This is a genomic window from Bacteroides sp. RCH18 (assembly GCF_058231005.1).
The window spans coordinates 3934160-3953813 of record NZ_JBIPTC010000001.1; the positions used below are offsets into that span (position 1 = coordinate 3934160).

General features: G+C 46.6%; 17 protein-coding genes. 6 read left to right on the forward strand and 11 right to left on the reverse strand.

Annotation, left to right across the window (positions count from 1 at the left end; all coding sequences use genetic code 11):
* Positions 1–67: 67 nt before the first annotated feature.
* The 10 genes from murG to ACHLI0_RS15335 form a co-directional block, all read right to left on the reverse strand.
* The gene (murG, locus tag ACHLI0_RS15290) at positions 68–1186 is read right to left on the reverse strand and encodes an undecaprenyldiphospho-muramoylpentapeptide beta-N-acetylglucosaminyltransferase (protein ID WP_258971151.1); all 1119 of its coding nucleotides are present in this window, start codon (positions 1184–1186) and stop codon (positions 68–70) included.
* Between the two features lie 29 nt (positions 1187–1215).
* Complete coding sequence (locus tag ACHLI0_RS15295) at positions 1216–2532, reverse strand: FtsW/RodA/SpoVE family cell cycle protein (RefSeq protein WP_008763712.1); 1317 nt, start codon at positions 2530–2532, stop codon at positions 1216–1218.
* A 1-nt stretch (position 2533) separates the two neighbouring features.
* Complete coding sequence (murD, locus tag ACHLI0_RS15300; RefSeq protein WP_048696462.1) at positions 2534–3868, reverse strand: UDP-N-acetylmuramoyl-L-alanine--D-glutamate ligase; 1335 nt, start codon at positions 3866–3868, stop codon at positions 2534–2536.
* Between the two features lie 405 nt (positions 3869–4273).
* Positions 4274–5542 carry a phospho-N-acetylmuramoyl-pentapeptide-transferase gene (gene mraY, locus ACHLI0_RS15305; RefSeq protein ID WP_008763716.1) on the reverse strand — a complete coding sequence of 423 codons (1269 nt, stop codon included), beginning with the start codon at positions 5540–5542 and terminating at the stop codon, positions 4274–4276.
* 97 nt (positions 5543–5639) lie between these two features.
* Positions 5640–7088: a UDP-N-acetylmuramoyl-L-alanyl-D-glutamate--2,6-diaminopimelate ligase gene (locus ACHLI0_RS15310; protein ID WP_490749534.1), complete on the reverse strand. Its 1449-nt coding sequence runs from the start codon at positions 7086–7088 to the stop codon at positions 5640–5642.
* Between the two features lie 23 nt (positions 7089–7111).
* A complete protein-coding gene (locus tag ACHLI0_RS15315) occupies positions 7112–9238 on the reverse strand; it encodes a penicillin-binding protein (RefSeq protein ID WP_032814227.1) in 2127 nt (708 codons plus the stop codon).
* Between the two features lie 60 nt (positions 9239–9298).
* Complete coding sequence (locus tag ACHLI0_RS15320; RefSeq protein WP_008763719.1) at positions 9299–9655, reverse strand: FtsL-like putative cell division protein; 357 nt, start codon at positions 9653–9655, stop codon at positions 9299–9301.
* Between the two features lie 8 nt (positions 9656–9663).
* Positions 9664–10578, reverse strand: a complete 915-nt coding sequence (rsmH, locus tag ACHLI0_RS15325) for a 16S rRNA (cytosine(1402)-N(4))-methyltransferase RsmH (RefSeq protein ID WP_054959785.1) — start codon at positions 10576–10578, stop codon at positions 9664–9666.
* Entirely contained in the window at positions 10565–11035 is a 471-nt protein-coding gene (gene mraZ / locus ACHLI0_RS15330; RefSeq protein ID WP_008763721.1) for a division/cell wall cluster transcriptional repressor MraZ, read from the reverse strand. The genes rsmH and mraZ overlap by 14 nt, the downstream gene beginning before the upstream one ends.
* 456 nt (positions 11036–11491) lie before the next feature.
* On the reverse strand, positions 11492–11995 hold the full coding sequence (locus ACHLI0_RS15335; protein ID WP_008763722.1) for an RNA polymerase sigma factor: 504 nt from the start codon (positions 11993–11995) through the stop codon (positions 11492–11494).
* A gap of 258 nt (positions 11996–12253) precedes the next feature.
* Here ACHLI0_RS15335 and glsA point away from each other — a divergent pair, with 258 nt between their 5' ends.
* Positions 12254–13072, forward strand: a complete 819-nt coding sequence (gene glsA / locus ACHLI0_RS15340) for a lyso-glycine lipid O-acyltransferase GlsA (RefSeq protein ID WP_195440320.1) — start codon at positions 12254–12256, stop codon at positions 13070–13072.
* 24 nt (positions 13073–13096) lie between these two features.
* On the forward strand, positions 13097–14110 hold the full coding sequence (glsB, locus tag ACHLI0_RS15345; protein ID WP_008763724.1) for a glycine N(alpha)-acyltransferase GlsB: 1014 nt from the start codon (positions 13097–13099) through the stop codon (positions 14108–14110).
* Here the strand turns inward: glsB and ACHLI0_RS15350 are convergent.
* Positions 14082–15434 carry a deoxyguanosinetriphosphate triphosphohydrolase gene (locus ACHLI0_RS15350; RefSeq protein WP_008763725.1) on the reverse strand — a complete coding sequence of 451 codons (1353 nt, stop codon included), beginning with the start codon at positions 15432–15434 and terminating at the stop codon, positions 14082–14084. The genes glsB and ACHLI0_RS15350 overlap by 29 nt on opposite strands.
* Before the next feature lie 124 nt (positions 15435–15558).
* On the opposite strand from ACHLI0_RS15350, the gene dut reads away from it, so the two are divergent.
* From dut to ACHLI0_RS15370, 4 genes are read left to right on the forward strand one after another with little or no spacing between them, the layout of a single operon-like run.
* On the forward strand, positions 15559–15993 hold the full coding sequence (gene dut / locus ACHLI0_RS15355) for a dUTP diphosphatase (RefSeq protein WP_008767650.1): 435 nt from the start codon (positions 15559–15561) through the stop codon (positions 15991–15993).
* Between the two features lie 18 nt (positions 15994–16011).
* The gene (locus ACHLI0_RS15360; protein ID WP_490749535.1) at positions 16012–17766 is read left to right on the forward strand and encodes a tetratricopeptide repeat protein; all 1755 of its coding nucleotides are present in this window, start codon (positions 16012–16014) and stop codon (positions 17764–17766) included.
* Complete coding sequence (gene lolB1, locus ACHLI0_RS15365; protein ID WP_490749536.1) at positions 17763–18344, forward strand: lipoprotein insertase outer membrane protein LolB1; 582 nt, start codon at positions 17763–17765, stop codon at positions 18342–18344. Before ACHLI0_RS15360 ends, lolB1 begins: the two co-directional genes overlap by 4 nt.
* Positions 18341–19648 carry a murein hydrolase activator EnvC family protein gene (locus ACHLI0_RS15370; RefSeq protein ID WP_490749537.1) on the forward strand — a complete coding sequence of 436 codons (1308 nt, stop codon included), beginning with the start codon at positions 18341–18343 and terminating at the stop codon, positions 19646–19648. The genes lolB1 and ACHLI0_RS15370 overlap by 4 nt, the downstream gene beginning before the upstream one ends.
* The last annotated feature ends 6 nt before the right edge of the window (positions 19649–19654 follow it).

Below are 19654 nucleotides of genomic sequence, written 5' to 3' on the forward strand. Positions count from 1 at the left end.
ATTTAGGAGCCTACTGACTTTTTAGTCAATCCTAATTGGGATAGTTGCGATTTTTGCATTACCTCAACTAGTTTTCTGCTTCTGCCAGCTTGATTACTTCCTGCGCGATGATTCGTGCAGAGTTGGGCAAAGCCAACTTGGCTATATTCTCACTTAGTTCTTTCAGTTTCCGGTCGTCAGCTACTGTGCTCAGGGCTACATCCATCAACTTTGCTTCCGCTTCGCTGTCTTTTACATAGATGGCGGCTTGTTTGTCTACCAGTGCCAGTGCATTCTTGGTCTGATGATCTTCTGCCACATTGGGCGAAGGAACCAGAACCACAGGCTTGTGCAACAGACAAAACTCTGAAATAGAGCCGGCTCCCGCGCGTGAAATCACGAGGTCGGAGGCCGCGTAAGCAGCTGCCATATCTTTGATGAAGTCCGTCACATGCAGATTCGGAAGCTCTCCTGCTGCCCGTACGGCTTCTGTCACCTGCGGATAGTAATATTTTCCGGTCTGCCAGATGAACTGTATATCGTTGTTTTCTCTAATTGTGGCTAATGCTGCAGTCAGCGTATTATTAATGGTACGTGCGCCGAGGCTGCCGCCTACAATCAGAATTGTCTTCTTATCCGGTTGCAGATTGAAGGAACGCAGTGCCGCGCCTTTTTCCGGCATATCCTTCGTCAGATTCTGGCGAACAGGATTTCCGGTCATTATAATCTTATCGGCAGGAAAGAACTTTTCCATTCCATCATAAGCGACACAAATAGCCTTTGCTTTTTGTGCCAGCAACTTATTCGTGACTCCGGCATACGAGTTCTGTTCCTGAATCAGAGTCGGCACTCCCATCATTCCGGCTGTTTTGAGTGTCGGTCCGCTGGCGTATCCTCCTACGCCTACCGCTACTTGCGGGCGGAAGTTTTTGATGATGCTGCGCGCTTTCCATTGGCTGCGTGCCAGTTTGATCAGTACGGATACGTTTTTCCATAAATGTTTGCGGTCGAAACCGGCTATCGGCAGTCCGATAATCTTATAGCCTGCATCGGGAACCCGCTGCATCTCCATACGTCCTTCGGCGCCCACAAATAAGATTTTCGCGTCCGGTCGCAGCTCTATTATAGCGTTGGCGATAGATACGGCAGGGAAGATATGTCCTCCTGTGCCTCCACCGCTGATGATAATTCTAAGTTCTTTTTCCATAATAATCCTTTCTTTCTATCCGTTCATCTTCATTTACTGCTATCATGTTCATCCTCAAACTTGGCATCGCTGTTCAGAATCTGTGCAGTGGGTTCGGCGGCGGCTTGTGCCTCCGAAGTAGCTGTTCCGGTTTCTATCTGCATCTGAATCTGTGCATCATGCGCTTTCTGTTCTTCCAGATGAGCGGTATATCGGCTCACGCTTAATATCATTCCGATATAAGCGCAGTTGATCAGTGTACTTGTACCTCCCTTGCTGACCAAAGGCAGGGGCTGCCCTGTTACGGGGAACAGTCCCACGGCAACCATCATATTCAGTATCGCCTGCGATACCAGCAGCAAAGCGATACCCATGACAAGGAAGGCGGGGAAGGTCCGTTCGCACTTTTGCGCGATGCGTCCCGCCCGCATCAGCAGACAGAGGTAGAGGAATACGACAAATATGCCTCCTATCAATCCCATTTCTTCGATGACAATCGCAAAGATAAAGTCGGAGAATGCTTGACTGAGGAAGTCACGCTGTATGGAGTTTCCCGGTCCTTTGCCCACTACATGACTGGTAGCGATGGCAATACGGGCATGCGCAATCTGTGCGTCTTTGTCTATATCGAATTTGGCTGCGGGCACTTCGTCTTTATCAAAGAAGCCTTTGATACGGTTCTGCCAAGTCTCCAGACGATGAAGTCCGGGGGTATTGTGCAGTGTTTTGGCAGGGATGGCAACTACCGTACCTACACCGAGTGCGACAATCAGCACAAGTCCTCCTGCCAACAGAAGGAGTTTCTTTGCCGCTACCCGTCCGATGAACATCATCATGAATACGACGCCGAACAGCAACATGGCTGTCGACAGGTTTTCCGGAGCAATCAGCAAAAGGACCAGTCCGGTAAGGATCATGATGTATTTAAAGGCTTTGGGGTTGGCTCCTTCTTCATCCTGCCTCTTGGACAGGATGAACGAAACGGCAATGATGACAGCCATCTTTGCCAGTTCCGAAGGCTGGAATTGCAGTCCCATAAAGGTCATCCAGCGGGCTGCCCCATTGACACGGTCGCCTGTAATGATACCCATCAGCGTGACGAATGCCAGCAGAACGAGGGAAATCGGATACAGGAAGACGGGGAATACCTGGAACCATTTGTAGGGGACGTTATGCAGAAATACCACTACTACGGCACCCACCATCAGGATGATGGAGTGCTGTGTTATCGGTCCCCAGTGGTCACCACTTTTGTACGTCAGCGTCGATGCTGCCGAAAACACCTCGATAATCGAGATGAGGCAGAGACAGAGGAAGATAATCCAGATTACCTTGTCGCCTTTAAATATGCTCTTTAATAAATCCATTTTATAATTCTCTTACATATTTCTTAAACTGATCACCGCGGTCTTCGTAACTTTTGAAGAGGTCGAATGAGGCGCAGCAGGGGCTTAACAATACGGTTTCTCCTTTCTTTGCCAGTTTATAGGCTGCTTCTACTGCATCCTTCATTCCGGTCTGCACATCGGCTACGGGCAGTCCGAAACGGTCGAAAAAGTCGTGCAGCTTTTCGTTGTGCAGTCCCAGATAAACCAGTGCCGAGCACTTTTCACGTACCAGGTCTTCTATTTCCGTATAGTCGTTGCCTTTGTCTTTGCCGCCCAGTATCAGCACTGTCTTGGTGGTCATGCTTTGCAGGGCATACCAGCAAGAGTTGACATTGGTCGCTTTTGAGTCGTTGATGAAGTCGATACCGCGTACGCGCGCTACTTTCTCCAGGCGATGTTCCACTCCCTTGAAGTCGGAGAGCGCCTTGCGGATATTTTCTTTAGTGATACCTGCCAGGTTTGCCGATATACCGGCAGCCAGCGAGTTGTAAAGATTGTGCTGTCCGGTCAGTGCCAGTTCCTCCTGTTCCATGTTGAAGGCGATGGGCTCGGTAATCTTCACTTCGTGATCTTCTACGTATGCGATGGCTCCGTCTTCCTTCACGGCTGCGAAAGGATACAGATGAGCTTTCAGACCGTGCTTTGCCAGTTCCTGTTTGATGATCGGGTCATCGTTCCAGAAGATGAAAGCGTCGTCCGTTGTCTGGTTCTGCGTAATACGGAATTTGGCATCGATGTAGTTCTGCATACAATGGTCGTATCGGTCCAGATGGTCCGGAGTGATATTCATCAGTACGGCGATATTGGCACGGAAGTTATACATATTGTCCAGTTGGAAAGAGCTGAGTTCGATGATATAATAGTCATGATGCTCTTCGGCTACTTGCAAAGCCAGACTCTTGCCGATATTTCCGGCCAGTCCTACATTCAGATCTGCACTCTTAAAGATGTGGTAGATCAAGGAAGTAGTCGTTGTCTTTCCGTTGGAACCGGTGATACAGATCATTTTTGCATCGGTATAGCGTCCGGCAAACTCAATTTCGGAGATAACCGGTGTGCCTTGGGCTTTCAGTTTCAGGATCAGCGGGGCGTCATTCGGGATACCGGGGCTTTTAATCACCTCATCGGCATTCAGAATGAGTTCTTCGGTATGATGTCCTTCCTCCCAGGCAATATGGTGGCTGTCCAGAAGTTCCTTATACTTATCCTTGATAGCGGACATATCCGAAACAAATGTTTCAAATCCTTTTACTTTGGCGAGTACGGCTGCACCAGCGCCGCTTTCACCGGCTCCTAAAATTACAATTCTTTTCATTTACAATAATGTGCTTTTGTTTTCCGACAGGCAGACTCTTCTCTCTTCCTTTTCATCTTTTCTTTTTCGCTCGTCGGCTGCGCACATCTTTTTAAAGTTAATAATCGGGTTAATACTCTCAACTATATTAATGTTACAAATATCCTGCATTGGTCAATCAGTATTCTCGGTTCCCTCTCCCTTGGGTAGAGGTTGACTAAAAAGTCGGCTCTATCTCCATTCTCCTCCTTCGGGAAGGAGGAGTACCCGTAGGGGGAGGTGGTAGGTGAGTACATAAGTCTGTTATTTACTATATAATAGGAATAACCTTATTTGACCTACCACCCCGCCCTTTGGGCACCCCTCCTTCCAGAAGGAGGGGAATGGGAGTTACTTTTGACTTTATCGTTTGCAGTCTATTTGTTTTCATCGTATTTTTAATGTAATAATCGTTATCGCTGCCAGTACAATCGTTACAATCCAGAAACGGACGGTAATCTTTGATTCGTGAAACAGTTGGTCGGGTTTCGTGAACTTCACCGTACATCCCGGTTCTACCAGACTCATCGAAGTACGGAAATGATCGTGTATCGGAGTTCGTTTGAACAACCGCTGTTTCACTCCCTTCCGCTTACCTATCTTATAGTAGAAGCGTTGCAGTATGACTGATAGATTCTCTACCAGAAATACACCGCAGAGAATCGGTATCAGCAATTCTTTGTGGATGATAATGGCAAATACGGCAATGATACCACCGATAGTCAGGCTGCCTGTGTCTCCCATGAATACTTGTGCCGGATAGGCGTTGTACCATAAGAAACCGATCAGTGCACCGATAAAGGCACAAATGTAGATTACCAGTTCTTCCGATCCCGGAATGTACATGATATTCAGGTAGCTGGCAAATTCGATGTGTGATGATACGTACGCCAGTATTCCCAGCGTGGCACCGATAATGGCGGAGTTCCCGGCCGCCATGCCGTCCATACCGTCATTCAGGTTGGCTCCGTTGGAAACGGCGGTTACAACGAAGATCGTTATGATCACGAACAGGAACCATCCGGCTGTCTGTGCATGTTCGCCCATAAAGCCCACCAGGTCGGCATAATCTAAGTTGTTACTTTTGAAGAAAGGAATAGTGGTTTGGGTAGATTTTAAATCATTGGTTCCGTGAATCACTTCCATTTCCTGTCCCGGTGTGTGAACCTCGATATTCTCACGGATAACTACATCCGGACTCAGATACAGGGTTAGGCCTACAATCAGCCCCAGACCCACCTGACCGATGATTTTGAACTTACCGTGCAAGCCTTCCTTGTCTTTCTTGAATATTTTGATATAGTCGTCGGCAAAACCGAGTGATCCCAGCCATACAGTGGTGATCAGCATCAATATCATGTATATATTATCCAGCTTACCCAATAGCAGGCAAGGTATAAGGATGGCTACAATGATGATGACACCTCCCATGCTTGGCACGCCTACTTTGTTGACACCGAACGGGTCGGTCTTGGCGTCACGCTGTGTTTCCGTGATTTGCTTCTTTTTAAGCAGATTGATGAATTTGTCTCCCCATATACTTGATATAAGCAATGCGAGGATAACAGCCATCAAAGCACGGAATGAGGTATAACCGAACATTCCCGCTCCGGGAAAATTAAGCTTGTGCAGCCATTCAAACAGATAGTATAACATCTCTTTTCTATTTACAATTTATAGCCTGCAATTTACAGTTTCTCATTGTTGCCCCACGCTTGATAAGATGCTGTCTATTGCAAATAATTATATGTTGTCAATTAAATATTTCCTTCAAAACTTCCTTGTCGTCAAAGTGGTGTTTCACTCCTTTGATTTCCTGATAGTTTTCGTGTCCTTTTCCGGCAACGAGTATCACGTCTCCTTTTTCTGCAAGCATGCAAGCCGTGCGGATCGCTTCTTTCCGGTCGGCGATGCTGAGCGTTTTTCTCATATCTTCCGCATCCAGTCCGGCAAGCATATCGTTGATAATCTCCTGTGGCTCTTCAAAACGCGGATTGTCCGATGTGATGATCACCCGGTCACTGGCTTTCGCTGCCTCCTTTGCCATGATGGGGCGTTTCCCCTTATCGCGGTTGCCGCCGGCACCTACTACGGTGATCACTTTTCCTTTGCCTTCGAGTACGCCATGAATGGCGTTCAATACATTCACCAGCGCATCCGGAGTATGTGCATAGTCAACGATGGCCGTTACCCCTTTCGGAGAACGGATGGCATCGAAACGTCCGGCTACCGGATGGAGCGTACTGAGCGCAAGAAGTATATCTTCCTCTTTTTTGCCCAATAATACGGCTGCTCCAAATACCGCCAACAGATTGGATGCATTGAACTTGCCGATAAACTGAACGGCCAGTTCATGATTATTGAAGTCGAGCAGCATTCCTTCAAAATGGGATTCTATAACCCGGCCTTTGAAGTCGCTGAGGCTTCTTAATGAATAGGTGTAGACCTTGGAACGTGTATTCTGTGTCATTACCAGCCCGTTCTTATCGTCAAGGTTGGTGAGGCTGAAAGCGTTTTTAGGCATATCGTCAAAGAACTTTTTCTTTGCCTTCAGATAGTTCTCTACTGTTTTGTGATAATCCAGATGATCGCGCGTCAGGTTCGTGAAGATACCTCCCGCAAACTTTAATCCGCTGATACGTTTTTGAGCGATGGAATGTGAACTGACTTCCATAAAGACGTACTTGCATCCTTCGTCTGCCATTTGCCCCAACAAGCGGTTGAGCGTGATAGGGTCGGGGGTGGTATGTTCTGTCGGAATCGGCTGATCGTCGATATAGTTGCAGACAGTAGAGATTAATCCCACTTTATATCCGAAGTAGCGGAATGTATTATATAATAAGGTGGCGATGGTTGTCTTGCCGTTTGTGCCCGTCACACCGACCAGCTCGAATTGTGAAGTCGGATTACCGTAGAATGTCGTTGCAATCTTTCCTACTGCATCTTCGCTGTCTTTCACTTGGATATAAGTGATTCCTGCTGCGGGTTCCTCGGGTAAATCTTCGCAGAGGATGGCAGTCGCTCCCTTCTGAATGGCAGCGGGGATATAGGCGTGACCATCGGTCTGCGTACCGCGCATCGCCATAAACAGCTGTCCGGCTTCCACCAGACGGGAGTCAATGTTGACTCCGGTGATCTCTATCCTTGAATCTCCGGTCACTTGCACCGGCTGGATTGTTTTCAGTAACTCGTTTAATAACATATCTGTCCTACTTAATTTAATTCTTAATGCAACGTAAGCGTAATCGTCTGCCCTTTTCTTGCAACACTGCCGTTGGCTATCGACTGGCTTTTTACTTTCCCGACTCCCACCAGATTGACTTTCAATCCTTTGCTTTCCAATAGATAAACAGCATCTTTCGCTCCCATACCTACGACGCTTGGCACGAAGTTCTGCATGATACCCCGGCTTTCAAGAACTACCGCCTGAGGAGCAGGATGGGTGCTTCCCCATACTTCTTTTCCCGAATCGGTGATTTTTCCTTGTATCTTTATATTCAGTTCTTCCAACACCCGTTGCGTTTCCCTCATTTCTCCTGCCTTAACGTTCGGGATGACTACCGTATTGGTATCAATGGCACTTGTGAGTGGCAAGCGCAGGTCTTTGGCATACACTCTTTCTGCAATCTTGCTGAATACGCTACCTGCCATCAAACCTCCCGAAGCCGGCAAACCGGGTTTCTGGATCGAAACAATCATACTGTACTTCGGCTCTTCCGATGGGAAGTATCCGCAGAAGCTGACGAGATAATTGGTTCTTCCTGTCTTGTAGCCGGCTGCTCCCTGCGAAACCTGTGCTGTTCCGGTCTTACCGGACACATGGAACTGCTTGCTTCCTGCCGGTTTGGCAAGTCCTTCACCTACCACTTTCCGCAGGATTTCCCGTATTTGTGCCAGCGTCTTGTCCGAACAGATCTTGGGATTGATGATTTCCGTCGGATATTCCTTTATCACTTCTCCGTCTCTGACGGCGGCTTTTACAAACTTCGGACGTATGGATACTCCGTTATTGGCTATTGCATTATAGAATGTCAGAATATTGATCGGTGGAACCTGCGTTTCATAGCCGATGCTCATCCATGGCAAAGTCGTTTTTGAAAAATAACGTTCTTTCGGACCACGAATATTCGGCTTTCCTTCTCCGGATATTTGCAGGTGGAGTGGCTGGTCGATGCTCATCCGTTTCAGTCCGTCCACAAACTTCTGCGGGTTGCTTCCGTAAAAGTTCTCGATGATGCTGGAAGTTCCGACATTGGATGATACTCCCAAAATCTCGGTAACAGTCAGTTTGCCGTATCCGCCTCGATGCCAGTTGTGGTCTTTCATGACACGGCCATGCATCGGCTTTTGTCCGTTGCCGGTGTCTACGATATAGTCCGGAGTGATTTTTCCGTCTTCCAGAGCTACCATGATAGAGGCTGTCTTGAAGGTAGAACCTGGTTCGAGCATATCGCTGATTGCATTGTTGCGCACTTCATAATATTCACCGTCTCTGCCTTGCGTCATATTGACGATGGCCTTCACCTCTCCGGTTGCAACTTCCATCAATACGACTACACCCACGGTGGCGTTCAATTCTTTCAGCTTGTCTACCAATGCTTTTTCGCAAATATCCTGCATACCTACATCGATGGTAGTGATCAGGTCGCAACCGTCGATCGGGGCGACATCGACAATGTTCAGGTATTTGTTCATCACCTTTTGGCGGTGAGTTAGCCCGTCACGTCCTTTCAGAATCGTATCGAACGCGAGTTCTATACCGTTCTTTGCTCCTTGGGCTGTATCGGCATATACATCTCCCAGGGTACGGGCTGCCAATGAGCCGAAAGGTTTCTTGCGCTGATTATATGCCAACTCCTTGAATCCTCCCTTATAGCGGTTCAGGCAGAAGACAGGCAGACGTTTCACCTCTTTATATTGTATATAAGAGATACGCTTCGGGTAGATCAGGTAGTTACGGCTTTTGGCCTGACGTCCTTTTTGAAGGTGTGCCTTGAATTGTGCCGCACTTCTGTCGGGGAATATCTTATGCAGTCCGATGCAAATCGAATCCATATTGGCTTTGAGGATGGAATCCCGACGTGCCTGATCCTTCTTTCTTCTTTTTTCGTCCTTTTCACCGGACATAAAGTCCATGTAGATTCTGTATTCAGGCAGTGAACTTGCCATCAGTTTACCGTCAGAAGAAATAATGTTTCCGCGGTTAGGTTTCACCGTCACGTTTTCTTTTACGAAACGATCGGCTACATCCTGCCAGTACTGTCGTTCGGCAAACATGGTCACGCCTGCCTTGACGACAATTGCTACTCCTATCAGTGCCATGATCAGAATGACAAAGAAGTAACGGGTCATTATATTTTTCTTATTTACTGCCACAGTGCTTATTCTCTTTTAAGACTCTCCACTTACACCTTATTTAATAAGGTAAGGCGGGTTGGTAGAGGTCTGCAAATCACTTTCCTTGTTTGATATATACTCTTCGATGCGTGACTGACGGCTTTTCTCCATCAGCTCCGAACTACGGGTCAGTGCATCGTATTTAATGTCGATTAATTCTTTTTTCAACCGGTCGATCTCGATCTGTTGTTGCTGGCTCGCATAGCGGTTATGGATGTAGAAGATGATGAATACCATAATCAGCACCAACAGCTTCGTCTGCCGGCGGAAAAAGTCTGTGGCGAGGATATCTCCTCCCAGAATACTTTTCAATGAGGTACGTTTTTTCTTTTTGCCCTCTTCTGCTTTTTTGTTTACTGCTTCTTCTTCCATATCTGAGATTATTTTTTCTCTGCGATTCGTAATTTGGCACTTCTCGACCGTGGATTTCTTTCTATCTCTGCTTCATCGGGGACAATCACTTTATTGTTGACCAACCGGAACGGAGTTTGCAGGTTTCCAAAGAAGTCGGTTTCCGCTTTCCCTTCTACGTTTCCTGTTTTCATTATATTCTTCACCATGCGGTCTTCCAGTGAGTGATACGTGATCACTACAAGGCGTCCCCCCGGTTTCAGCGCTTCGGTGGCTGCTGCCAGCATTTCTTTCAGTGCTTCCATTTCCTGATTCACTTCAATGCGGAGTGCCTGAAATACTTTCGCCAGTTCTTTCTTCTCCCGTTCGCGTCCGAAAAGCGGCTTGATGATTTCCAGAAACTCACCGATAGTCCGGATAGACTGTCCGTTTCTGGCCTTTACGATGACGGATGCCAGTTTGCGGCTGTTCTTCAATTCACCGTACAGATAGAAAATGTTCGCGAGCCGTTCTTCTTCGTATGTGTTGACGATGTCGGCGGCGGTTAGTCCTGCACGTTTGTTCATGCGCATATCCAGCGCTCCGTCAAAACGGAATGAGAAACCACGCTCGCTGTCGTCGAAATGGTGGGAGGACACGCCGAGGTCGGCGAGGATTGCGTCCACCTGTTCGATGTCATGATACCGCAGGAAATTCTGCAAATAGCGGAAGTTGCTGCGTACAAAGGTGAAGTGGGGATCATTGACGATATTCCGTTCGGCATCCTCGTCTTGATCGAATCCCAGCAGGCGCCCGCCTTCTCCAAGGCGTGAAAGAATCTCGCGCGAATGCCCTGCTCCTCCGAAGGTAACGTCTACATACGTTCCGTCCGGATGAATATTCATTCCGTCAACGCTTTCCTTTAGCAGTACGGGTACGTGGTATGTCAACTCATCTTTCTCCATCTTGTCTATTTTCATCGTTCATAATCTCTTCTAATGCTGCACCGAACTCTTCGGGGGACATGAACGGTTGTTCTGCCCGTTCTTTGGCCCATATCTCTATCTTGTTGTCGATACCGATAAATCGTATATCTCCACGGATATTACAAATCTGTAAGTAACGCTTCGGGATCAGTATGCGTCCGTTGCTGTCGGGCGTAACTACTTCGACGTCACTCACAAACTGTCTGAAAATGAGCTGGTGTTTGCTATTCCATTTGTTCAGCCTGCTCCGGAGCTCATTCAGCTCCTCGTTCCACACGCTCTCGGGGTACAGTGTCAGGCAGTCCTGAAATACGTCTTTACGCATAATAAGTCTCTCTTCGGAAGCAGCTTGCAGTTGCTTCCTGAAAGTAGCGGGGATGAACACTCTTCCTTTGGCGTCCGCCCTGACTTCAATATTGCCTAAAAAACGTATCATTTACCTTATTATAATAAGAGAGCGTAAAAGTAGGAAATTCCCCACAATTCCCCACAATTTTCCATAAAAATCTTTTAGATAAGTTTTCAACCGATTGTTAAATGCTTATTTACTTGAAAGAGATGCGGTTTGGGAAATGCTTTATTAGTGGGCGAAAACGGAAAGATGCGGTGCTTTTTTGTTTGTATTGAGGAAGAATCTTTTTTTTATCGAAGGATAGGCTTTCTCTCTTTGCGAGGGAGGTTTGCACGACACCCGGGTCTCGGTATGTATGACACCCGGGTGTCAGGACGTACAACACCCGGGTGTCGGTATGCTCGACATCCGGGTGTCATACAGGATGGATTAGTAAAAAAAGGCAGAAGGTATGGTAACTCTTCTGCCTTAAACTAACACAATTAAAAATCTGCACTAAAAATATCTAACTTGGAATTGATAAATAATATAGTTAAAGGTTTAGCGAAAGTCTTTCAGTTCTTCCTGCAATTTCTGGCGGGTGAAAAAGATACGGCTCTTCACGGTGCCCAGCGGGAGGTTCAGCTTTTCAGCGATTTCGCGGTACTTGAAGCCGGAAACGTGCATAGCGAACGGAACTCTATATTCTTTCGGGAGCGCGTTGACTACCCGATGCATTTCTTTCAGGTCGTACGTTCTTTCCGTACTTTCAAAGCCGGTGTCTTGCGGCAGGTTCAGATGATAAAGATTATCGGTCTGATCGATGAATGTCTGGTCGCGAACTACTTTACGGTAGTTGTTGATAAAGATATTGCGCATGATGGTATACATCCATCCTTTGAAATTTGTGTCGGGCATATATTTATCCTCATTGTCTAATGCTTTGAGTGATGTCTCCTGCAACAAATCGTTTGCTTCTTCGCGGTCGGTTGTCAGTTTGTATGCGAAGCGGAGTAACTCATCCTGTACTCCTACTAAATCTTTTCTGAAGCTTAAACTTTTCATATACGTTGCTTTTAAAAAGTGAATATTCGTTTGTATTTTTCGATGGTGCAAGTTTACGGCATTTCTGATAATGAGATAGGGGATGAACCGACAAAATTTAGGGGAAAAACTATCCGCGGATAGTTTTTAGGTGGTATTTGATAGTTTTTGGGTGTTCTTTTTTCAAGTTGCAAACTTAAATCCTGCATTTTCTGGCAAATTATTGCGATTAATAAAAAAGAACCGTTAATTTTGTGGCATCATTTTTATTTGAAAAGAATGACTGATGACTCTTTATTTTTAATCGATGTCGATAAGATACTTCGGACGAAAGCTCCGAAGCATTATAAGTACATCCCTAAGTTTGTGGTTTCTTATCTGAAGAAAATAGTTCATCAGGACGAGATTAATGTGTTCCTGAATGAATCGAAAGATAAACTGGGAGTGGATTTCCTTGAAGCATGCATGGAGTTCCTTGATGCGAAGGTAGAGGTGAAAGGTATAGAGAACCTGCCGAAAGAAGGATTGTATACCTTTGTGTCCAATCACCCGCTGGGAGGACAGGATGGAGTGGCACTCGGCTATGTGCTGGGACGCCATTATGACGGGAAAGTAAAGTATCTGGTGAATGACCTGCTGATGAACCTTCGCGGTTTGGCCCCACTTTGTGTCCCTATCAATAAGACAGGAAAGCAGGCAAAGGACTTTCCCAAGATGGTGGAAGCCGGGTTTCAGTCCGACGACCAGATGATCATGTTTCCTGCGGGACTTTGCTCGCGGCGTCAGAACGGAGTGATCCGTGATCTGGAATGGAAGAAGACATTCATTATAAAAAGCATACAGGCGAAGCGAGACGTAGTTCCCGTTCATTTTGGTGGCAGAAACTCTGATTTCTTCTACAATCTGGCGAATGTTTGTAAGGCACTGGGTATTAAATTCAATATTGCTATGCTGTATCTGGCGGACGAGATGTTTAAGAACCGCCACAAAACCTTTACTGTCACTTTTGGAAAACCGATTCCCTGGCAGACTTTCGATAAATCGAAGACTCCTGCGCAGTGGGCGGAGTATGTGAAGGACATTGTATATAAACTGTAACTGATAGAACACTATAACAAGAATATGGAAGAGATTATTAAACCGGTGAGCAAAGAACTGCTGAAAGCAGAGTTGACGGAAGATAGACGCTTGCGAATGACCAATAAAAGTAATAATCAGATTTATATTATTACCCATCAGAATGCACCTAATGTGATGCGTGAAATTGGTCGTTTAAGAGAAATTGCCTTTCGTGCTGCGGGTGGAGGAACGGGCCTGTCGATGGATATCGACGAATACGACACGATGGAGCACCCATATAAGCAGTTGATCGTATGGAATCCGGAGGCGGAAGAAATATTAGGTGGTTACCGGTATTTGCTTGGAACGGATGTGCGCTTTGACGAAGCGGGGGCTCCGATTCTGGCTACTTCTCACATGTTTCATTTCTCGGATGCGTTTATAAAGGAATATCTGCCTCAGACCATTGAGTTGGGACGCTCTTTTGTGACACTGGAATATCAGTCTACACGTGCCGGCAGTAAAGGTCTGTTTGCGTTGGATAATCTGTGGGACGGATTGGGAGCGCTGACAGTGGTGATGCCGAATGTGAAGTACTTCTTTGGCAAGGTGACTATGTATCCCAGCTATCATCGTCGTGGACGCGACATGATTCTGTACTTCCTTAAGAAGCATTTTAATGATCGGGAAGAGTTGGTTACACCGATGGAACCGCTGATTCTGGAAACTTCCGACGAGGAACTGAGAACGTTGTTCTGCAAGGATACCTTTAAAGAGGATTATAAGATATTGAATACGGAGATTCGCAAGCTGGGTTATAATATCCCGCCGCTGGTCAATGCCTATATGAGTTTAAGCCCTACCATGCGTATGTTCGGGACGGCTATCAACTATGAGTTTGGTGACGTGGAAGAAACCGGTATCCTGATTGCTGTAGATGAAATCCTTGAAGACAAGCGAATCCGGCACATCCAGACCTTTATAGAAAGTCATCCGGATGCGCTGAAAATGCCTTGTGAGAGCGAAGGGGTGTTTACTCCTAAGGTAGTTACACCGCAGGAAGGCTGTTGCCATTAATTTTCCGGTAAAGATCGAGTGCGAAGACATCGGTCATTCCAGATATATAATCAAGTACCGCCTGTATTCTTTCGTAGAGTACGGGCGATTTTATATTGTATTGGTCGGAAACACGGTTGGTTAAAAGCTCGGAGTAAGCTTTTTCTTTTCCCGGTAAGGTGACGGCATCTACCATCAATTCCAGCAAAGTGCTGATGATACGGAAGCCTGCCAGCTCGATGTCCAGTACATCTTGCGAACGATAAATTCTTTTCAATGATATTTCCGCACAATGATTGTAAGCGGCTGCCGGACCTTCGGCGATGTGCTTGATGAGCGCTCCTTCGAAAGTTCCTGCCAGTATTTCCTGCTCGTGTTCCAGAAAGACACGGGTGCACTCGCGTACTAACAGACCGATAACAGAAGAACGCAGATAGGCTATCTGTTCATTGATATCATTGACTATTTGGAAAGTACTTCGGAGACGGGATTGCCGGTCTTCGGAGAAAAACGCCATCAACAGTTCCTTGGTCTCGTCTGTAGTGATAATCTTTAGTTTATGGGCGTCTTCGATATCCATCATCTGATAACAGATGTCATCTGCTGCTTCCACCAGATACACTAGCGGGTGTCGCGCGTACTTTAACGGCTGTTCGCTAAGCTGGATGAGTCCCAGTTCATTTGCGATTTTACGGTAGCTTTCTTCTTCACTGACAAAGAAGCCGAATTTAGATTTCTTGCCGGCAAGGCTCGATGAAAAGGGGTATTTTACGATGGAGGCAAGCGTTGAATATGTTAAGACGAATCCTCCTCTGCGGCGTCCTTCGAACTGGTGAGTGAGGATGCGGAAAGCGTTCGCATTTCCTTCGAAATGTGTCAAATCTTCCCATTCCATCGGAGAAAGTTGCTCTCCGTCCGGCTGCTTTTCCTGTAGCCTTTGTCCTTTTCCTTCTGAAAAGAACGTAGAGATAGCCCGTTCGCCGGAATGCCCGAAAGGCGGATTGCCTAAGTCATGTGCCAGGCAAGCGGCCGATACGATTGAGCCGATTTCCGGCAGGAAGGAACTTTCCAGTTCCGGTTGGCGTTCCAGGATTGCTTTGGCTACATCGTTGCCCAAAGACCGTCCTACGCAAGATACTTCGAGGCTGTGCGTCAGTCGGTTGTGCACGAAGATACTACCGGGCAGCGGGAATACCTGTGTTTTGTTCTGCAGGCGGCGGAACGGTGCGGAAAATATGAGGCGGTCATAGTCCCGTTGGAACTCGGAACGGTTCTCTTGTCGTTCTTCGTGAAATTCTTCCATTCCGAAGCGTTTGGCTGATATTAGTTGCTTCCAATTCATCATTTTATTTACTATTTGGCTGATTACAATTTGCAAATTGGTTGTTACCACATTATTTAACTGCAAACTTAACTAATTTTCAGTTCAAAATGTGTATTTTCGCCCGTTAAATAGTAAATGTGCATTTATGAACGTTCAAGTTATCAATAAATCGAAGCATCCGCTTCCGGCTTACGCCACTGAGTTATCTGCAGGAATGGATATCCGTGCTAATCTTTCTGAACCTATCACATTGGCGCCATTGCAGCGTTGCCTGGTGCCGACAGGAATCTATATTGCTCTTCCACAAGGATTTGAAGCTCAGGTTCGTCCCCGTAGCGGACTAGCCATTAAAAAGGGTATTACCGTGCTCAACTCTCCGGGAACGATTGATGCGGACTATCGTGGAGAAGTCTGCATTATTCTGGTCAACCTTTCTTCCGAACCTTTTGTGATCGAGGACGGGGAACGTATTGCCCAGATGGTGATCGCAAGACATGAGCAGGCAGTATGGCAGGAAGTGGAAGTGCTGGATGAAACAGAACGCGGAGCAGGGGGCTTCGGACATACAGGACGAGGATAAGTACCATAAAAAGAGAAAATGAACAAGAAAAATAGTATATGGCTTTTGGTTGCTGTATGGACATTGGTTTCGTGCGGAACGGTGAAAAGTACAAGGGAAAAGCCAGCTGTCGCTTTGGCGCAGTCTTCATTAACGCCCGAACAGCAGCGGAAATATGATTATTTCTTTCTGGAAGCTATGCGCCTGAAAGAAAAGAAGGATTATGCGTCCGCTTTCGGATTATTGCAGCATTGTCTGGATATTCATCCGAATGCGGCTTCTGCGCTTTATGAGGTTTCGCAGTATTATATGTTCCTTCGTCAGGTGCCGCAAGGGCAAGAGGCGCTGGAAAAGGCTGTGGCGAATGCGCCGGATAACTACTGGTATAGTCAGGGACTGGCATCTTTGTATCAGCAGCAGAACGAACTGGATAAGGCTGTCACTTTGTTGGAACAGATGGTGGTACGTTTTCCTGCCAAGCAGGACCCGCTTTTCAACCTTTTGGACCTGTATGGCCGACAAGAAAAGTATGATGAAGTCATCTCTACTTTAAACCGTCTGGAAAAGCGTATGGGTAAGAATGAACAGTTGTCCATGGAGAAGTTTCGTATCTATCTTCAGATGAAGGATGACAAGAAAGCATTTCAGGAAATAGAAAGTCTGGTGCAGGAATATCCGATGGACATGCGTTATCAAGTCATCTTGGGGGACGTATATCTTCAGAATGGCAAGAAACAGGAGGCTTATGACGTTTATCAGAAGGTACTGGCGGCGGAGCCCGATAATCCGATGGCTATCTTCTCGATGGCTTCTTACTATAAACAGACAGAGCAGGAAGAACTCTACCAACAGCAGCTGGATACGCTGTTGCTGAATAAGAAGGTGACTCCTGATACCAAAGTGGGCGTCATGCGTCAGATGATTGTGGAAAATGAGCAGGCCGATAAGGACAGTACGCAGATCATCGCTTTGTTTGACCGGATCATGAAGCAGGAACAGGATGATCCTCAGATTCCGATGCTTTATGCGCAATATCTGTTGTCCAAGAAGATGGAGTCGGAGTCGGTTCCCGTCTTGGAACAGGTGGTTGACCTGGACCCTACCAATAAAGCTGCCCGTATGATGCTGATCGGCGCTGCGGCAAAAAAAGAAGATTATAAGCAGATTATCAAAGTCTGCGAGCCGGGTATTGAAGCGACTCCGGATGCGCTGGAATTTTATTATTATCTGGCTATTGCCTATAATCAGGCGGAGAAACCGGATAGTGTGATAAGCATCTGCAAGAGAGCGCTGGAACATACGACGGCTGACAGTAAGAAAGAAACCGTCTCGGAGTTCTACTCTATTCTGGGGGATATGTATCATACGCAGAAGCAGATGAAGGAGGCTTATGCTGCCTATGATTCGGCACTGGTCTACAATCCGTCCAACATTGGCGCACTGAACAACTATGCCTATTACCTGTCAGTAGAGCGTCGTGATCTGGATAAAGCAGAAGAAATGAGCTATAAGACTGTAAAGGCAGAGCCAAACAATGCCACTTATCTGGATACGTATGCCTGGATTCTCTTTGAAAAAGGGAATTATGCGGAAGCTCGCATTTACATCGATAACGCCATGAAAAGTGAGGGCGGCGATAAGAGTGACGTGATTGTAGAACATTGCGGAGATATCTATTATATGACCGGAGATGTGGACGGCGCACTTACCTACTGGAAGAAAGCACTGGAAATGGGCAGTGAGTCGAAAACATTGAAACAGAAAATAGAAAAGAAAAAATACATTGCAGAATGAAAAGAATCGCTTATTTTTTGTTGATTGCAGTCGTATTGGTAGGTTGTAAGAGTTCAAAGCGTCTGACGGCGACAAAGGTGCCGGAAGTAGCTGCTTCCGAAGTAGCTATTCCCAGCTATCTGGCTTCCAGACTTCAGCTGACGATTCCGAGTAAAGGCGGAAGTATGTCAGTGGGCGGTACCATGAAGATGAAGAGCCGTGAACGGGTACAGATTTCCTTGCTGATGCCTATTCTCCGTACGGAATTGGCACGCATCGAGGTGACTCCTACTGAAGTATTATTCGTCGACCGGATGAACAAGCGGTTTGTACGCGCAACCAAAAAAGAGCTGAAAGAAATATTATCGAAGAACGTAGAGTTCTCCCAATTGGAGAAATTGCTGACTGACGCTTCTAAACCCGGAGGAAAAACTGAACTATCCGGGAAAGACATGGGAATCCCCAAACTGGAGAAAGCGAAAGTACAACTCTATGATTTTTCGACCAAAGAACTTTCGATCACTCCGACAGAAGTTACTTCCAGATACCGTCAGGTCTCTTTGGAAGAATTAATGAAAATGCTGGTAGCTTTATTATGATAAAACGTCTCTTTGTAATTCTGGTAAGCAGCCTTTGGCTGGCAATTCCGCTTTCTGCTCAATCGAACAAGCTGATTCGTGAACTGGAAGGTAAGCGCGGTGCACTGCAGAAGCAGATCGCCGAGACGGAGTCGATTTTACAGAATACAAAGAAGGACGTAGGCAGTCAGTTGAACGGACTGGCGGCACTGACGGGACAGATTGAAGAACGGAAACGGTATATCCTTGCGATCAATAACGATGTGGAGACTATCGAACGCGAATTAGTGTCATTGGACCGGCAACTGAACAGTCTTGAAAAAGACCTGAAAGAGAAAAAGAAGAAGTACGAAGCATCTGTTCAGTACCTCTATAAGAATAAATCGATTGAAGAGAAACTGATGTTTATCTTCTCCGCCAAGAACCTGGGACAAACGTATCGTCGTATGCGTTATGTGCGTGAATATGCCACCTATCAGCGTCTGCAGGGGGAGGAAATATTAAAGAAGCAGGAGCAGATACGGAAGAAAAAAGCAGAACGCCAGCAAGTGAAAGCCGCCAAAGAGGGACTGCTGAAAGAACGTGAGAACGAAAAAGCGAAACTGGAAGCTCAGGAGAAAGAGAAGCGTACGCTGGTAGCTAATCTGCAAAAGAAACAGAAAGGTCTGCAAAGCGAAGTGAACAAGAAGAGACGGGAAGCCAATCAACTGAATGCCCGTATCGACCGGTTGATCGCAGAAGAAATAGAACGCGCCCGCAAACGTGCCGCGGAAGAAGCCCGCCGCGAAGCGGTAGCCCGCAAGAAGGCGGATACAAATGACAAAGGTGCCTCCGAAACCGGAACGGCTGCCAAACCGAAGTCGGAGCCATTGGACGCTTTTACGATGAGCAAGGCAGATCGTGAACTGTCCGGTAGCTTTGTTGCCAACCGTGGAAAACTTCCGATGCCTATATCCGGACCTTATATCATAACCAGCCGCTATGGACAGTATTCCGTTGAAGGACTCCGTAATGTGAAGCTGGACAATAAAGGAATTGATATACAAGGAAAGCCGGGAGCACAAGCCCGTGCCATCTTTGATGGTAAGGTAGCAGCCGTGTTCCAGTTGAACGGACTATTTAACGTCCTCATCCGGCATGGTAATTATATTTCCGTTTACTGTAATCTGTCTTCCGCTTCGGTGAAATCCGGCGATACGGTGAGCACAAAGCAGTCTATCGGACAGATATTCTCTGATGGCGCGGATAACGGACGAACGGTACTGCATTTCCAGTTACGCAGAGAGAAAGAAAAGTTGAATCCGGAACCCTGGTTGAATCGTTAATCTAAA

Bases quoted from the DNA above. Each gene is read 5' to 3' on its own strand.
- dut (WP_008767650.1), top strand. From the start codon at position 15,559: ATGAACGTTCAAGTTATCAATAAATCGAAGCATCCGCTTCCGGCTTAC.
- ACHLI0_RS15335 (WP_008763722.1), bottom strand. From the start codon at position 11,995: ATGAAAAGTTTAAGCTTCAGAAAAGATTTAGTAGGAGTACAGGATGAG.
- ACHLI0_RS15295 (WP_008763712.1), bottom strand. From the start codon at position 2,532: ATGGATTTATTAAAGAGCATATTTAAAGGCGACAAGGTAATCTGGATT.
- ACHLI0_RS15360 (WP_490749535.1), top strand. From the start codon at position 16,012: ATGAACAAGAAAAATAGTATATGGCTTTTGGTTGCTGTATGGACATTG.
- ACHLI0_RS15320 (WP_008763719.1), bottom strand. From the start codon at position 9,655: ATGGAAGAAGAAGCAGTAAACAAAAAAGCAGAAGAGGGCAAAAAGAAA.
- ACHLI0_RS15310 (WP_490749534.1), bottom strand. From the start codon at position 7,088: ATGTTATTAAACGAGTTACTGAAAACAATCCAGCCGGTGCAAGTGACC.
- mraZ (WP_008763721.1), bottom strand. From the start codon at position 11,035: ATGATACGTTTTTTAGGCAATATTGAAGTCAGGGCGGACGCCAAAGGA.
- ACHLI0_RS15370 (WP_490749537.1), top strand. From the start codon at position 18,341: ATGATAAAACGTCTCTTTGTAATTCTGGTAAGCAGCCTTTGGCTGGCA.
- glsB (WP_008763724.1), top strand. From the start codon at position 13,097: ATGGAAGAGATTATTAAACCGGTGAGCAAAGAACTGCTGAAAGCAGAG.
- lolB1 (WP_490749536.1), top strand. From the start codon at position 17,763: ATGAAAAGAATCGCTTATTTTTTGTTGATTGCAGTCGTATTGGTAGGT.
- ACHLI0_RS15350 (WP_008763725.1), bottom strand. From the start codon at position 15,434: ATGATGAATTGGAAGCAACTAATATCAGCCAAACGCTTCGGAATGGAA.
- murG (WP_258971151.1), bottom strand. From the start codon at position 1,186: ATGGAAAAAGAACTTAGAATTATCATCAGCGGTGGAGGCACAGGAGGA.
- glsA (WP_195440320.1), top strand. From the start codon at position 12,254: ATGACTGATGACTCTTTATTTTTAATCGATGTCGATAAGATACTTCGG.
- mraY (WP_008763716.1), bottom strand. From the start codon at position 5,542: ATGTTATACTATCTGTTTGAATGGCTGCACAAGCTTAATTTTCCCGGA.
- ACHLI0_RS15315 (WP_032814227.1), bottom strand. From the start codon at position 9,238: ATGACCCGTTACTTCTTTGTCATTCTGATCATGGCACTGATAGGAGTA.
- murD (WP_048696462.1), bottom strand. From the start codon at position 3,868: ATGAAAAGAATTGTAATTTTAGGAGCCGGTGAAAGCGGCGCTGGTGCA.
- rsmH (WP_054959785.1), bottom strand. From the start codon at position 10,578: ATGGAGAAAGATGAGTTGACATACCACGTACCCGTACTGCTAAAGGAA.